At 30.5% G+C, this 13,323-nt stretch carries 12 protein-coding genes; all 12 read right to left on the bottom strand.

The features are described 5' to 3' along the window. Nucleotides 1–45: 45 nt before the first annotated feature. The gene (locus tag Q5O44_RS15240) at nt 46–171 is read right to left on the bottom strand and encodes an SH3 domain-containing protein (RefSeq protein WP_370545568.1); all 126 of its coding nucleotides are present in this window, start codon (nt 169–171) and stop codon (nt 46–48) included. A gap of 230 nt (nt 172–401) precedes the next feature. Beyond that, nucleotides 402–1,163, bottom strand: coding sequence for a LysM peptidoglycan-binding domain-containing protein (locus tag Q5O44_RS07075; RefSeq protein WP_022167705.1), 762 nt, complete (start codon nt 1,161–1,163; stop codon nt 402–404). A 13-nt stretch (nt 1,164–1,176) separates the two neighbouring features. Then, on the bottom strand, nt 1,177–1,491 hold the full coding sequence (locus tag Q5O44_RS07070) for a hypothetical protein (RefSeq protein ID WP_022167704.1): 315 nt from the start codon (nt 1,489–1,491) through the stop codon (nt 1,177–1,179). Between the two features lie 55 nt (nt 1,492–1,546). Further along, a complete protein-coding gene (locus Q5O44_RS07065; RefSeq protein WP_022167703.1) occupies nt 1,547–3,919 on the bottom strand; it encodes a hypothetical protein in 2,373 nt (790 codons plus the stop codon). Between the two features lie 11 nt (nt 3,920–3,930). Beyond that, on the bottom strand, nt 3,931–5,037 hold the full coding sequence (locus Q5O44_RS07060) for a hypothetical protein (RefSeq protein WP_022167702.1): 1,107 nt from the start codon (nt 5,035–5,037) through the stop codon (nt 3,931–3,933). Between the two features lie 13 nt (nt 5,038–5,050). After that, entirely contained in the window at nt 5,051–5,362 is a 312-nt protein-coding gene (locus Q5O44_RS07055) for a hypothetical protein (protein WP_022167701.1), read from the bottom strand. A 12-nt stretch (nt 5,363–5,374) separates the two neighbouring features. Then, nucleotides 5,375–6,325: a tail fiber domain-containing protein gene (locus tag Q5O44_RS07050; protein ID WP_022167700.1), complete on the bottom strand. Its 951-nt coding sequence runs from the start codon at nt 6,323–6,325 to the stop codon at nt 5,375–5,377. Between the two features lie 14 nt (nt 6,326–6,339). Continuing rightward, on the bottom strand, nt 6,340–6,897 hold the full coding sequence (locus tag Q5O44_RS07045) for a collagen-like protein (protein WP_022167699.1): 558 nt from the start codon (nt 6,895–6,897) through the stop codon (nt 6,340–6,342). Nucleotides 6,898–6,911: 14 nt separating this feature from the next. Beyond that, nucleotides 6,912–7,568, bottom strand: coding sequence for a hypothetical protein (locus Q5O44_RS07040; RefSeq protein ID WP_022167698.1), 657 nt, complete (start codon nt 7,566–7,568; stop codon nt 6,912–6,914). 12 nt (nt 7,569–7,580) lie between these two features. After that, the gene (locus Q5O44_RS07035) at nt 7,581–8,675 is read right to left on the bottom strand and encodes a phage tail protein (protein WP_022167697.1); all 1,095 of its coding nucleotides are present in this window, start codon (nt 8,673–8,675) and stop codon (nt 7,581–7,583) included. After that, entirely contained in the window at nt 8,666–9,502 is an 837-nt protein-coding gene (locus Q5O44_RS07030; protein WP_022167696.1) for a phage tail domain-containing protein, read from the bottom strand. The genes Q5O44_RS07035 and Q5O44_RS07030 overlap by 10 nt, the downstream gene beginning before the upstream one ends. A gap of 12 nt (nt 9,503–9,514) precedes the next feature. After that, a complete protein-coding gene (locus tag Q5O44_RS07025) occupies nt 9,515–13,318 on the bottom strand; it encodes a phage tail tape measure protein (protein WP_022167695.1) in 3,804 nt (1,267 codons plus the stop codon). Between the last annotated feature and the right edge of the window lie 5 nt (nt 13,319–13,323).

Genomic DNA, 13,323 nt, shown 5'->3' with positions numbered 1-13,323 from the left:
TTATATGTAAAAAGCTAGGCACTTTCACATACCTAGCTTTAATTTCTAAATACAATTTAAATCTTGTTCTCCTGCTCTGCTTCTACTTGCTACATATCTTCTTATTCCACTTTCACTTACATAACTTATATAATAATATTTATTTGTTACATAAACACTATCGTAATTTATTTCACTTCATACACCTCTATTTAATTTTACAACTTAACCCCTTTTTGTAAATACGTTTATAAGCTTTTTCAGAACGATTACCTGTTTTTCAAGAACGAAGTATGCTTTTTAACCATTTTCGTTCTATTTTATTTCTTTTGCTGCTTATTATTATATTACCCTTTACAAACAAAAATATTTTACTAAATAAAAAAAGCCTAGTAAGCAAGGACACCCACTAGGCTTAAAAATTATCTTATTCTTAAATTTTGTCCTGAATAAATTGTATTAGGATCAGCAATTCCATTAATAGATGCAAGTGATTGATAAGTTGTTCCAAACTTAGCAGCTATCCCACTTAAAGTATCTCCTGATTGAACAGTATAGGTCTGCACATTATTGCTTGCTTTTAACTGTATGATTTGACCTACATAAATAGAATTTGGATCTGATATATTATTTATTTTTGCAAGTTCTTGATATGTTGTATTATATTTTGTAGCTATTTCACTTAAAGTGTCTCCAGCTACAACTATATGGCTTTCTACACTATTTACATTATCATTAGACGTAGCATCTACATATTCACCAGACATAAATAATTGATATTCTTCTTCTCTTCTTCTAACCAGTCCAGCAAGGATAATTCCTCCACCTTTGTTGTATAACTTACATTCTTCTGCTATTTCTTGCTTAGTATTACAACAAGACATAACAGCCTGTAAAGAACCAACTCCACAATTGTATGTAAAGCTAGTAAGTGCATCGAACTCTTCTTGAGTAAAATTAAATCTACTATTATATCTATCTACTGCATCAGCGTAATACCTAACATCTTCTCTAAGCATATTATCAGCTTGTGCTTGAGTAATACTCATTCCTGCATATACATCTGGGCCATAATGTCCCCATCCTATAGTATAATATTGTTCTGTTTGTACTGGTTTATATGCTGTTAATCTGCATCCTTCGTAAGATTTTATTAAATTAAGTCCTCTTTCTGATATATTCATAATAATTTTCTCCTTACATTCTTATTTGTTCTTTGATTTCAACGACATTATGTTCTATACTATTTATTTTTATAGAAAATTCATTTATCAGCAATCTATTGCTTTCTGCAAGCTCTTTATTTGCTTCTAATAACTTTTCATTGACCAGCCTGTTTTTCTCTATTGAAGCGATAAGCATATCTCGCTCTTTGTTGTTTCTTTCTCTTATTTCTGCATCAACAGCAGCCTTTTCTTTATCTTTTTTATTTATATACCAACCTAGAGCAGCTATCCCAGCAACAGGTAAGCCTAATGTATTTATCACTTCGTTAAGAAAGTTTACGTCCATCTTTTTCTCTTTCCTTTCTATTTATAATAAAAAAACTACTTAAATAATAAGTAGCCTACTTTGCACATATATAATAATAACCAATCTGATTATCTACAGAAGGGATAGAAACTTCTATGTCATCATTAGTTCTATCTATGTTAAATTTTTCATATAGCTCTGGATAATCATCTCTATTAATAGCTTGTCCATTCGCCTTTAGCCATGTGTTAGTTCCATCTTCAAGACTATTCCCTCCATCATAAGATAGATTTTTGTATTCACCTATCATATTTCTTGGGTACATTTGAGTAACATTCTCTAATTCAAATCTTGTAACTACTTCAGAAGTTGTTTCATAACAAATCTTGTACGGAAATGATATATTTTCATTTGGATTTAATGTAGTTGTTTCAGTTGGACGTGTATTGCTTGTCCATGCAACATTAGATCCTCCTTGTACACAAACAGCACCAACACCAGTTGACATTATCATAAATCCAAAACCTATTCCATTTGTTCCCGAATCAATATCGAAATTGATTTTTACACATTTGCACCCTGCTATTTCTTCCTCTACTACAGGGTATTTCTTTGACGTACCTAACTGAATAAGTCTTTTATTGTTATTAAATGCGAATACATCTATCGCTATTTGTTCCCCTATACTTGCACCTCTGACAGGTAGAAGTAAATGAGTAATTCTTTTATTTCTGTCTGTATACACTTCGTTTACAGGTGCAAAATACTTATTATTTTGATATGTTGCTAGATTACTATTGCTGTTAACATTACTGTTTATATGTTTTCTAGTAAACAGTCTATGAACAGTTGGACTATAGTCATTAAAACTATTATGTTTAGTAAAGTTATTATCTTGATTAGACTTTATAATTGAGCTTGGGAACATGTTTTCATTAATTTTCCCATTCCCATCAAGCTTTACTATTTTGTTTGCTTGAGAAGATGTAACAGCGTCAGACTCATTTATCTTTTTGGCTATTTCTTGTTTAACAGTAGTATTTTGTCCATTAGCATATTTAATATGGTCTGCTAATACAATTACGTTACCATTTTGATTAGGCGATTGGTCATTAACAGTACGTACTCCGCCATTTTGCTCGGGTGGAAGTATGCTAGGGTCAAGTTTTCCGTTCGGTAGTACACGTGGTATTTTATTGGCTTTATTTCCAATTTCTGATAAGTCTACTTTATTGGTTAATGAATTAAGACTTATATTGCTTCCTAGAGCAACAACTCTGCCTACATAATTGCTTCTATTTAAGTTGCTTATTGTACTTCCAACGCTTGGCAATCTATTTCCGCCTGTGGCTGTAGTAAGCCCAGGTGTTCCTCCTACTCCACCCCAAAGCATTCCGTTCGCCCCAACAAGCAAATAAACATCTTCAACCCATTTTTTATTTACAAGGACATTAATAACTTTGGTTGCAGTAATACTTTGTGGATAATTATTTTCTATTACTGTGCTTGTTCCATTTTGAATAATATATTCCATAACCTGATTATTACTATGTTTTACAACACCAATGTTAACTCCAGTTACTGTAGAGCCTAGTGCAAAAGCATCATCAACAGCAATAATCACGGAAGTGATATGTTGATTACCATGTATAACTTTATTATTTGTGCCAGAATATACGCCATTTCCAGTTGCTGCTCCTTCAATATTAGGATTATTATATGAATAAAGCTCACCGTCAATATACCCGTCTTGTAGAATTGTTTTTCCAGTTAAGATATTATCTTTTATTTTGCTTACACTATTGTTTTTGATATTTATAACTTCTGAAAAACTCATTCTTTCTGAAAAAACTATCATCCTACCTGAATAGTGATAGTTTTGAATATCTAATACAGCTCCTATGGCAGGAATTGTAGAGCTTCCATATACATTTGCTCTATTTGGAGGAGTATCTGTATTCCATAGCATATTAGTGCAGCCAATTACAAAGTAGACTTCTTCATCAAATGTTTTATCGATGTTTATATATACAATTTTTTGAGCATTAATAGTAGAATATTGATTTTGAAATACAGTTGCTGTTCCATTTTGTATAATAGATTCTTTTACTTCATTGTTGTTTCTTTTAACAGCCAATGCAACAACATTGCTTACTATGCTTCCAACAGCCAAATCATCCTTTACAGCTATAGCTATTTTACCAACTTTAATTCCAGCGCTAATAGAAGTAGAAGGGATGCCGAAGCACCCTCCATTTTCTGCATTGAACATTTCTGTATTTTTATTATTGAAAGAGCTTAGTATGCCACCTTCAATATAACCATTTTTAAAAATGATTTCTCCAACAACATTATTAGGTAATGTTTTACTAACATAGTCATTAGCAATAGCTTCTATCTTTGCTTTAGCTTTTCGCCATAGGTCTTGAGTAATATCTTTTAATTGTTCAAAACTTGCTATACTCATATTGCCTCCAGTTATGTGAATAATCTTTTTATTTCATTAACTTCTGTATCTGTCATATATGGTAACATACTAGCATTTATCTTGCCATCTGTTCCTAGTTTAACAACTTTATTTTGATTTCCTGCTCCACCAGTATCGGTAGTATCACTTTTTTTAACGTATAGAGTTTCAGCTTCACTCTTGTTTAATTTCAGTCCAACTTCTGTTTTTACAGTATTTGCTGAAGCTGAATTATCAATCTTGATGTGCTCTGCATTTATAGTAACATTACCTTGTGGATTTGGTAGTTGTTCATTCACCTTTTTAACAGTTCCACCATTTACTATTAATTCTTTAATGTCCACTTTTTTAGTCATGTAGATAAGATGAACCCCATATTTATCACAAGGACGTGAATTTGTTATACTTGCAGCATTAAATGTAGAACCCTCTATACAAAGATTATCTTCTGATACAGGTAAATCTCTTTTTGCTATGCAATTACCATGATCTACAAAAGAATAAACAAAATAAACATCTTTATCAAAAGTTTTATTTATAGTATGTTCTACGTATCTTTGATATGTATCTGTTATAGAAGATGGAAAAGGAGAACCTCCAGTTTTTACTTGCAATGAAACTCCATTCACAATAGGTTCCGTAATGAGTACATCATTTGCTTTTGTTGCACCTTTTTCTACTGCCCATACTGTCAATGGAGTAGCATTATTTCCTACTGTCATTCCATTACTCATAGGAATTACTATTTTATCTATATGTGCTCCCTTTTTTCCAGTAGACATATTTCTATTCCCAAATCTTCTAGTATTATTTTGTGCAGATATAGAGTGTCCTAAAACTCCTCCAGACGGTATATCCATTCCTAAAGTAGTTGATATACCATCTATGTATACTTTTGTAAACACATTATCTTGTGTAAATCTATTCTCTTGGTCAACAACAGCCATGTTAGTTAATTGAGTTGATATATCTATATCAACATTGCTATCGCTTTTGCCCTTTATTGTTTTAGTATTTGGGTCGTATTCAAACTTTTCAATATCTCTTTTTTTTGCTTTTGTCCATAAATCGCCAGCTATCTCATGTAGCTGACTATGTTTTACTATATTATCTGACATAAATTTCTCTCCTTTAATTAAATAAATTTTTAATATTTTGAACTTCTTGATCCGTCATAAAGTTAATTGTCCCTCTAACCACACCAGAACCATCAATAAATTCATACCTATTCCCATCACTAGATATCCTAACACTTGTTAAAGCATTAGTATTATTTCCCCCACTTCCTGTACCGTTATAGCATAAAAATTCTAAATATTCTTCTATACGAGAATTTGGAACAGGAAGTGAATTTAAATTTGTATTCCTTCCAGCGATATAATTTAAAAATTCTTCTGAACGAGAGCCTACATAAGACGGTAAACTTGCTAAATCTTTAGCCATTCTAACCACCCCCTAAGAAGCTAAAGCGTCAATTTTCTTTTCTAATAATTTTATTTTTTCTTCTAAATTTTCTATCTGTTTATTTCTATATTTAATTTCTTCCTGTAATGCAACCAGTATCATGTTTGAATAAGCCAATGTTTTAATGGAATAACTTGGCACTTTTTCACCTGCTTCATTTACGGTTTCTGTTTTGACTCCAATGTATTCGAACAAAGTAGGGTCAATTTTTTCTAATTCTTGGGCAGATATACCTAACTGTTTCCCAACTTGAGCATATTCATCTTGTTCATTGCCTTCTGCAACAAGCATAATATCTCTCGAACCTTTGTAGTTGAATGTTATAGGCTGAATACTCTTTACGGCTTCTAATATAGAATCACTAAATATACTAGACACTTCTTCAGAAGAAATCTCTCTAGTCATTGCCGCATCATCTTCTGAAACTACTTTTTTAATATTTTCTTTCATGGAAATATCAGATGTTTGCAGAGTACCAGCGTGTGACCATACATCTCTCCATTTTCTATTACTTCTACCTAGTCCAATTGTTTGCGCTAATGCAACATCTCCCGACCACTTCGGTTCAAAGTGATAAGTTGTCCCATTATGGCTAAAGAATATTTCTCCTGCCTCTCCGCTCTGTTGTCTGCCACACATTAATGCTAATATATAATTCCCTGTGGAATAAATTCCAGTAGAGTTTCCTAAATCAAGTGTGCTTGTATATATAGTGTGAAATCTTGCAGTAGATGAACCAAGTTTTGATGAATTATTAGTCTTGCATAATATATTTCCACTTATAGTCCCACCAGCCAAAGGTAAATAGTTGTTAAATTTATCATCTAAAAACTTTAAAAATGCACTAACAGTATTATTATTATATTTAACTACATCTGCACTTGTGTGTGGGTAATAAATATCCCCATTTGCACTTTGAATTTCTATTTTATTTATAGCCATAAACTTCCCTCCTTTTAAGTTACTAATTTAAAAAATAATTTAACTGGTTGAGCCGTATCGTAACTAGTTCCTACTCTAACAGTTTCACCTGTATCTCCTTTGTCGCCCTTCGGCCCTTGTGGGCCAGTTGCTCCTTGTAAACCTCTAGGCCCTTGCGCCCCAGCATCTCCTTTAACCCCTTGTGGCCCTTGAGGTCCAGTAGTTCCTCTTTCTCCTTGTGGGCCTTTAATGTTAACGCTAGTTGGATTATTTAAACCACCATTATTACTCCATGATAGAACTCCTGCAGAACTAACTGAAGGCGTAAATGTTGTTCCATTTGCCCCTTTAGCTCCTGTTGCTCCTGGAGCCCCTTGAGCTCCTGCAGGGCCTTGAACACCTTGTAGTCCTCTTTCGCCTTTAGGGCCAGTTGCTCCAGTTTGTCCTCTTAATTTTCCACTATCATATTTTTGTTGAAATGTTTCCCCATCAGTAAAGGTAACTGCATCAGCGGAAGTAAGTGGATCTACATCTTCTATAACTGCTCCTGTTTTTTCGTTTAATAATTGTATTTGAACTTTTTTCTTTGCCATTTTTCTATCTCCTTTTAAACTTTTATTCCTAAGTTTGGACTAACCCTTATTGTTACATTTCCACCAGTACCACTATTCACTTTATCTGTTATTTTACAGTAGATAGTATTTTGTTTTCTTTCTGCTATAGCTGGTAATGTTTCAGATACTACAATTTCTAACTTATCTTGAAGTTTAGATAAAATATTAAATACCGTTCTATCTAAAGCTTCTATATTATATTGCTCCTTTGTTTTAAATCTTAAATCTTCAATATTACTTTGCTGTATACTAAGGACTTGTGAACCAACTAAAATTTTAGCTAATAGAATTTGATTTCTATTAGCTGTTGGAATTGTTGGATTTGCACTTGGCTGTCCTCTTAATGCTTTAATTTCTCCAGTGCTCATATCAGCAACAATTAAATCATATCTATTAAATGTTGTTGTATTAGCAGTTATTTTTATATTTTCAGTAGTATCAGAAGCTAAAAATTTTCCTTCAAAACTACATTGACCAGTACTAACATTTATACTTAGATCTGGACTATCTAATGCTGAAACTCTAAAACTATCAGCATAAATAGTTTTTTCAACATGAGTTTTTGAATCCATTTGTATAACATCTTCAACATAATATCTAGTTGCTTCTTCATTATCTATATTAAACTCAACTGGATATAGCTTTACCATTTTCCCCCTCCTTTAAAATCTATATACTTTGGGTGATTCTTCTCTAAACATACAATTTCCAAGTTCTATATTCATAGTTTCTGTTTTACAATCAATTGTAAACTCTATTATTTTTATCTCTGTATTTAATGATATTTCTTTTAAAATCAAGCTAATATTATCACCAACCTCAACATCAAAAATATTAAAAGTATCACAATTAGATACATTTAAAGAAATTGATATTAATGGATTTTTACATTTATTTAGTTCATCTTCTACATATTTATCTAATGTACTTTGTAACCTTATATCATTTACAACTAATTCTTTAGAAAAAACTCCATACTTGTATATAGAGTTTAAATCTTTAGCTTCAGCTATTATACTATGTTCTATATCAGAATCATCTGTATATGTATTTTTAGCTACTATATAATTATAAATTTCACCACTGCTGGTAATAGATAAAGTTTTATTTACATTAATATCTGAATTTATTTCATAATATGTTTTATCAATTCCTAGTGATGTATATAAATTTAACTTTCTATTTTTATCAATTTGCCAAAAATAATTTGCATCTGTAGTAAATTCATCAAGTTTATCATAAAAATTATCATTCCAATTAATAATCCTGGTAGTTTGAAGATTATTTTTATGGGCAGTACCTTGTGAAACACCTGTATTATACATATTATTTATAACATTTAGCATATTATATAAAACTTTATCATACTCACCTGTAAAAACATTATTATCTTGTCTTATATACATAGTAAATAATTTATCTTGTATAAGCCTACCATAACCAAAACAATCAATAGTAAAAAAAGAAGCATGAGGATTAGAATTATATATAACTCCCCACCATAGTAATTCTTCCTTTGCAGAAATATGCTGCTTATAGACATTCATCTCATTTATTCTTCTATAGATCTCTATATGATTATTATTTTGTAATATATCTTCAGTTGTTTTAATGCTTCTTGGTAAAGTCAAACTAGCTTTCCATATACCATTTAAAGTTTTTGTGTAAGTAAGTTCACTTATCTCATATACTTCTTCTAAAATTATATGCTCTTTATTAAAAATTTTTATATAATAATCATTACTAATTAAACCCATACTTCTCGCCACTTAACAGTTGCCACTGCTTTACTTCCTGTATATATTATTTCTAAATTATTTTCTCCAGGTAATAAACTTATCCATGTACCTGTTTTATTTTTTATAACAGATTTCTGCACTCCTATTTCATCTACTTTATAAACACCCCTACTACTTAATCTACAATCAACTATTAACTTCTCATTAACAGATAAATCAACATTAACTTTTAAAGTTTCAGCACTTGTCTTATTTTTAATAGTTACAGATGTTACTTCATCACCTTTTAATTCAATAAGTGGAAACACTGTATAATAACAACTATTTAAAGCTATACCATTATTCCCGATTTCTCTTTCATTAAAAGAAAAGCCTTTTGATGAAAAATTAAACCCACTAGAATAAAAGATAAATCCTCCATCTTTTCTTTTTCCTAAGCTTAATTCTTTAAAATCTCTTTTAAGAACATAAGGATTGGGAGATATTAAAACAGCTTGTATAATATTAAATTCTTGATATGAAATACTTTCTTTTATACATTCTATATAAAAATAGTCTTCTTCACCTTCATATTTAAATTCTATCTGTATTTTTTTTTGATTAAGCAAAAAATTTAAATGCTTATAGTGTTTAATTTGTTCCATAAGTCCTATGGAATCCTGAACTGCTATCTGCATATTAATTGATTTAGAATTGATTTTTGTAGTTCCAACTGTACTCCCATCACTTATTAAATCATTTAAGTTATTGCTATTAGTGCTATTAAATAAACCATCTATATTAGCTATAAAAATTGATGAAGGTATTAATTGAATTCCATTTAGAATTAAATTCTCTAATACCATAATCCTCCTTTCTTATTTTGCTGAATTAAATATATTTCTTAGGTAACTTTTATTAGCATCTTCAGAGCCTTTATCAACAAAATTAGAATTATACATATTTATAATTATATTTTTTTCATTTTCAATACCTTTAAAAGCTTCAATTATTGCTTTATTAACATTATTTGCATATATACTCATAGATGAAGATAACTTAGAATCTATCATATTACTCATTTTTCTAGTAGTCATTGTAGCATTTGTTACATATGAATTAGCAGGTATATACGCTAGCTCTCCTCTAGTAACTTCCCCTAAATTGATTGCTCTTGAATTACTTGGAGTATCAATAAGCTCTACACCAGCTTCATTTATATTATATAAACCAGATTCCAATACACTTCCTCCAGTTTCTCTGTTTCCTGTTATAAAATCTCCAATACTTCCTATGGCATTAGATATCTTACTACCAACATTTGAAACAAAATTCTTTACAGACATACTTAAACTATCTAACTTACTTATTGCTCCACTAGTATCAATATCAACAGAATACTTTTTGTTACCTATTTCCATTAATGCAGATTTAGTTCCATCAGCATTTTCACTAACTTCTTGTAAATTGCCTATAATCTCTCCATTCTTATTCATTATATTATTACTTGCATCTACCCAAACATTAGAAGCGTTATTTATTGAACTTTTAATTATATCCTCTTTAATTTGTATTTCTTTTGCCATACTTCCAACATTATTAGCTATTTCCTTAGAATATCCGCCAACAGTTCCATTCATAGTATTAAATACACCTATTACTTCTTTAGTATTTTTATCAACTTCTACATACATTTCAGTAGTTTTTCCAGTAACAGTATTCTCGATATTATACCAACCACTTTCTGTTATTGTACTCATTCCAGCATACTGTTCTTCTAAGTTTTTAAGTATCTTTTGTTTCTTCATGTCTTGATTTGTCAATTCTTCACCATTAAATTTATTTATCTTTTCCATTAATGAAGAATAATTATTTTCAGCCATGGAAATTTTATCTTGCCATAACGTTTCTTCTATATTTATTTCAGCATCTCTTTGTTTAATTACATTCTGTAACTTTTCTTGAGCAAATGCTAATTCTTCTCCAGAAAGTGTGCTCATTCCAATTTCAGCAGCTTCAATCATTGCATTATATTTTTCATTTATAGCTTCTATATTTTTTTCTTTAGCTTCATATTCTGCCTTCAATATATTACTTAACCCCTCTGTTGTATTAACTTGATATCTATCCCAAAAGCCTTGTTGAGCTTGTAATTTCTCTTCTGCTTCTAAATTTAATCTATCAATTAGTGCTTGCCCCATTTCTTGCTCTAATCTTAAAATTTCAGAGTATTCTTCTTCAGTTAATCCAACATTATTATTTTTAGCATTAGTTAATATTTCATTAATCCTATTTGCTCTTTCTTGAATTCCTTGTATAGCTTCAGTAGTTCCTTTTTTCATGCTATCTAACACAGCTTGTTCCTGTTCATCTATAATTCCATCTATATTAAACATATTTTTCATAGCTTCATATGCTGGATCTTGATTATTCTCTATAGAACTTATTATATTTTGACAAAATGTATTAACTTTTTCTGTTATAGCTGACAATTCATTATCATCTATAATTCCATTAAAATTTGCTCCTTGAATAGCTAAATTAATATCATTTACTCCTGTGGTTATAGTTTCTAAAGTATCTGTAGTTGTTTCTGAAACTTTATCTCCCCACTCTCTATATACATTACCACTTGATATTAATTCTTCTTTTGTTTTTAAAGTTATTCCATTTAACGATGCTAACGCTCTCTCCATTAAGCCATAATCTTCTTTTGCCTTTGTAACAGTCGAATCCATAACATCATTATATTCATGCCATGCATATACTCCTACCCCTAAAGCTGTTCCAACACCTGCTATTCCAGCTACTAATGCACTCATAGAAATTCCACTCATTAATCCTAATCCAGTTTTTAAAACAGTTGTAGATTTTGCAGCTGTATTCATAGCTGTTGTTGCTGCACTTGTAGATGTTGTATATTTTGATATCCATGATAATGCTTTACTACCTGCACCAACTAAGCCACTTAATCCAGTTGTTAAGCTACCTATAACCTTTAAAGCCCCTCCAGTTGCTACTGAAAGAAGTCCTATATTTATTATTAATTGTTGATTTTCATCAGATAAGTTTCCAAACCAATCAATTAACTCTTTTGCTTTATCAATAAATTTATTTACAAATGGCAAAATTTTATCACTAAAAGATATACCCAAAGCTTCAAGTTTGGATTTTAACTCTTCTATATTACCTTTAGTATTTGCACTCATTGTTTCATACATCTTATCTAATGCACCATCTGCATTTGATACAGCATTATATAAGTTGTCATATCCATCACCTAAACCATTTAATAATTGATTTAAAGCAGTTAATTGAGTTTTTCCACCAAGTTGTGCTGCTATCATATCTCTTTGTTCTTCTGTACAATTTGCCATAGCAACTTTTATATCTTGTAATACAGTTGTTAATCCTCTAAACTTTCCAGTGCTATCATACGTTTCCACTCCTAATTTTTTAAGTGCTCCTTCAGTAGTTGATGTTGTACCCATTAAATTTACTAATATAGAATTAAGAGCATTACCAGCTTCTGACCCTTTTGTTCCTTGGTCTGCCATTCTTCCTAATAATGTTGCTGATTCTTCTATTGGAACATTCATATTTGCAAGAGTTCCACCACAAGCTATATACGCTTCCATAAGTTGAGTTGCTGTTGTATTAGACTTATTTTGTGCTTTAGTTAATACATTTAAATAATAAGATGTTTTTTCTGTTTCTAATCTTAAAGCACTCATTGAATCAGTACCTAAATCTGTTACTCTTTTTTGATCTTCTCCATAAGCAATAGCTGCTTTAGTATATGGCTCTATAGTTTGATACATCTCTCCAACACTTTGTCCTGCTAATGCTAAATACTGATAACTCGCTGCTATGTCTGTAGCATTTGCCCCACGTATATCTTCTCCTAATTGTTTTGCTCTTTCAGATAGATATTTAACATCATCAGATGCAAGTCCTGCTGTAGCTGATACTTGAGACATATTTTTTTCAAATGTAATTCCTGCATTACTAGCATATGTACCAAATAATAATAAAGGACTTGATAGCATAGCTATCTTTCCACCAATATCAGACATTCCAGAACCTACTTTTTCTAATGTTGATGACGCTTCAGAAAATCTTTTACTAGCATTTAAAAATTTATTTGATTGATCTTCAATCGCTTTATTTACATTTTTTAAATCATTTTCAAGAGTTAATAAAGTTCCACGTTGCTTTTCCATTTGAGCTGTATGCTTAACTATATTATCTTTATTAGTTGCAATTCTAGTATTCATATTTCTATACTCTTCTGTAACTGCATCTAATTGCTCTTTTAATGATTTAGCTTGTGAACTTTCCTCTCCATATAATTTAACAGCCTCTTTATATTGAGCATTAACCTCTTTTTTTCTTGATGTTAACTTTGTTAATTGCTCTTGGTTGTTTGCTAGTGATACTTTATTTTTTTCAATAGATGTATTATATGTATCTATTATTTTCTTGCTTTGATTTATTGCATCATTTAAAGCACTTTGTTTTGAACCTAATGTTTTAAGATTATCTCCATATAAATTTATTTCTTTAGCACTATTTTTAACCTCTGTTTGTAATAACCCTAAATTCATCTTCATTTGCGATATTTTAGAGTTAAATTCACTATTATTAACAACATAACTTACTGCTATTTTTCCTTCACTCATTAACT

The organism is Clostridium sp. CAG:221, from assembly GCA_000435835.1.
Taxonomy (GTDB): Bacteria; Bacillota; Clostridia; order Clostridiales; family Clostridiaceae; genus Clostridium.
The sequence above is the reverse complement of the archived record's forward strand: the minus strand, read 5'-3'. Positions and strand labels throughout refer to the sequence as shown.

Excerpts from the sequence above, each read along its gene's own strand:
- Q5O44_RS07075 (WP_022167705.1), bottom strand. The coding sequence starts at position 1,163 with ATGAATATATCAGAAAGAGGACTTAATTTAATAAAATCTTACGAAGGA.
- Q5O44_RS07070 (WP_022167704.1), bottom strand. The coding sequence starts at position 1,491 with ATGGACGTAAACTTTCTTAACGAAGTGATAAATACATTAGGCTTACCT.
- Q5O44_RS07065 (WP_022167703.1), bottom strand. The coding sequence starts at position 3,919 with ATGAGTATAGCAAGTTTTGAACAATTAAAAGATATTACTCAAGACCTA.
- Q5O44_RS07060 (WP_022167702.1), bottom strand. The coding sequence starts at position 5,037 with ATGTCAGATAATATAGTAAAACATAGTCAGCTACATGAGATAGCTGGC.
- Q5O44_RS07055 (WP_022167701.1), bottom strand. The coding sequence starts at position 5,362 with ATGGCTAAAGATTTAGCAAGTTTACCGTCTTATGTAGGCTCTCGTTCA.
- Q5O44_RS07050 (WP_022167700.1), bottom strand. The coding sequence starts at position 6,325 with ATGGCTATAAATAAAATAGAAATTCAAAGTGCAAATGGGGATATTTAT.
- Q5O44_RS07045 (WP_022167699.1), bottom strand. The coding sequence starts at position 6,897 with ATGGCAAAGAAAAAAGTTCAAATACAATTATTAAACGAAAAAACAGGA.
- Q5O44_RS07040 (WP_022167698.1), bottom strand. The coding sequence starts at position 7,568 with ATGGTAAAGCTATATCCAGTTGAGTTTAATATAGATAATGAAGAAGCA.
- Q5O44_RS07035 (WP_022167697.1), bottom strand. The coding sequence starts at position 8,675 with ATGGGTTTAATTAGTAATGATTATTATATAAAAATTTTTAATAAAGAG.
- Q5O44_RS07030 (WP_022167696.1), bottom strand. The coding sequence starts at position 9,502 with ATGGTATTAGAGAATTTAATTCTAAATGGAATTCAATTAATACCTTCA.
- Q5O44_RS07025 (WP_022167695.1), bottom strand. The coding sequence starts at position 13,318 with ATGAGTGAAGGAAAAATAGCAGTAAGTTATGTTGTTAATAATAGTGAA.